This window comes from Mesorhizobium sp. CA13, from assembly GCF_020165235.1.
Taxonomy (GTDB): Bacteria; Pseudomonadota; Alphaproteobacteria; order Rhizobiales; family Rhizobiaceae; genus Mesorhizobium.
Genome location: NZ_JAIUHS010000029.1, coordinates 1 through 2,500 on the forward strand (window position 1 = coordinate 1; position 2,500 = coordinate 2,500).

The window sequence follows — 2,500 nt, forward strand, 5'->3', positions numbered from 1 at the left end:
AGATAAAGAGAAGATTTCACATCCAACCGATTGGATGTGAGTTCAACGTGCGTTTGGCAGACCTGGCAGCGACCTACTCTCCCGCGTCTTGAGACGAAGTACCATCAGCGCTGGAGCGTTTCACGGCCGAGTTCGGAATGGGATCGGGTGCAGCCGCTCCGCCATAACCACCAGGTCGGCAAAACGCACGTTGTTCGAGAAGCTGGAATAGGGAATAGTGAGTAGCAAATAGTGAGTAGGGGATGCCTATTCGCTATTGGCTCATGCTCTTCACCTGTCTTTTTGTGCCTGAGCGACATCCACAGTTTGCTTCCGGGCAAAGCCCGCAAGCGCGACTGCGCGTCGCCGGTCGTCCGGCGCCCCCGCGGAGCATAGGCCCGTAAGGGCCGCTCATGCGTGAGCGCTGGTAGACCATCCGACTTCTGGCGACAATCCTTTGGATTGCGCCGAGATGGGCATAAGGAATGAGAACGATCAAGCCGATCGAACTATTAGTACCGGTAAGCTTCAAGCGTTGCCGCTCTTCCACACCCGGCCTATCAACGTGGTCGTCTTCCACGGTTCTCAGGGAATACTCGTTTTAAGGTGGGTTTCCCGCTTAGATGCCTTCAGCGGTTATCCCGTCCGGATATAGCTACCCTGCTATGCGGCTGGCGCCACAACAGGTCCACCAGAGATCCGTCCATCCCGGTCCTCTCGTACTAGGGACAGATCCTTTCAATATTCCTACACCCACGGCAGATAGGGACCGAACTGTCTCACGACGTTCTGAACCCAACTCACGTACCGCTTTAAATGGCGAACAGCCATACCCTTGGGACCTGCTCCAGCCCCAGGATGCGATGAGTCGACATCGAGGTGCCAAACAACCCCGTCGATATGGACTCTTGGGGGTCATCAGCCTGTTATCCCCGGCGTACCTTTTATCCGTTGAGCGATGGCCCTTCCACGCGGGACCACCGGATCACTATGACCGACTTTCGTCTCTGCTCGACTTGTCAGTCTCGCAGTCAGGCAGGCTTATGCCATTGCACTCAGCGAACGATTTCCGACCGTTCTGAGCCCACCATCGCGCGCCTCCGTTACTCTTTAGGAGGCGACCGCCCCAGTCAAACTACCCACCATACATTGTCCCGGACCCGGATAACGGGCCGCGGTTAGACATCCATAGTGATAAGGGTGGTATTTCAAGGGTGGCTCCACCTGAGCTGGCGCCCAGGTTTCAAAGCCTACCACCTATCCTACACATGCCACTACGAATGCCAATGTAAAGCTATAGTAAAGGTGCACGGGGTCTTTCCGTCTAACCGCAGGAACCCCGCATCTTCACGGGGAATTCAATTTCACTGAGTCTATGCTGGAGACAGCGGGGAAGTCGTTACGCCATTCGTGCAGGTCGGAACTTACCCGACAAGGAATTTCGCTACCTTAGGACCGTTATAGTTACGGCCGCCGTTTACTGGGGCTTCGATTCAGAGCTTGCACCCCTCCTCTTAACCTTCCAGCACCGGGCAGGCGTCAGACCCTATACGTCGCCTTGCGGCTTCGCAGAGCCCTGTGTTTTTGATAAACAGTCGCTACCCCCTGGTCTGTGCCACCCTCCTCTGCTTGCGCAGAAAAGGGTCACGCTTCTTCCGAAGTTACGCGTGCAATTTGCCGAGTTCCTTCAGCATAGTTCTCTCAAGCGCCTTGGTATACTCTACCAGACCACCAGTGTCGGTTTCGGGTACGGTCTATAAGGAGGAGCTATTTCCTGGAACCACTCCGCTGCCCGTTCAATCCGATAAGATTGGACAACTTGTGTGATCCGTCACTACCTCCAGGCCCACGAATATTAACGTGGTTCCCATCGACTACGCGTTTCCGCCTCGTCTTAGGGGCCGGCTAACCCTGCTCAGATTAGCTTTAAGCAGGAACCCTTGGTCTTTCGGCGGGGGAGTCTCTCACTCCCCTTACGTTACTCATGTCAGCATTCGCACTTCTGATACCTCCACCACCCCTCACGGGTATGGCTTCATCAGCTTACAGAACGCTCCGCTACCGCTCGTGATTGCTCACGAACCCTAAGCTTCGGTGTATGGCTTTAGCCCCGGTACATTTTCGGCGCAAAGACCCTTATTTAGACCAGTGAGCTGTTACGCTTTCTTTAAATGATGGCTGCTTCTAAGCCAACATCCTGGTTGTTTTGGGATCCTCACATCCTTTCCCACTTAGCCATAACTTGGGGACCTTAGCTGTAGGTCAGGGTTGTTTCCCTTTTCACGACGGACGTTAGCACCCGCCGTGTGTCTGCCGACTAGTACTCCCAGGTATTCGGAGTTTGGTTAGGTTTGGTAATCCGGTGAGGACCCCTAGCCCATCCAGTGCTCTACCCCCTGGGGTATTCGGTCGACGCTCTACCTAAATAGATTTCGCGGAGAACCAGCTATTTCCGAGTTTGATTGGCCTTTCACCCCTAGCCACAAGTCATCCCGAACTATTGCAACAGTTATGGGTTCGG

General features: G+C 54.5%; 2 rRNA genes (1 of these 2 cut by a window edge). Both read right to left on the minus strand.

The annotated features are described in order from the left end of the window. Positions 1-60: 60 nt before the first annotated feature. A 5S ribosomal RNA gene (gene rrf / locus LB566_RS30215) occupies positions 61-175 on the minus strand. Between the two features lie 295 nt (positions 176-470). Further along, a 23S ribosomal RNA gene (locus tag LB566_RS30220) occupies positions 471-2,500 on the minus strand (it continues 795 nt past the right edge of the window).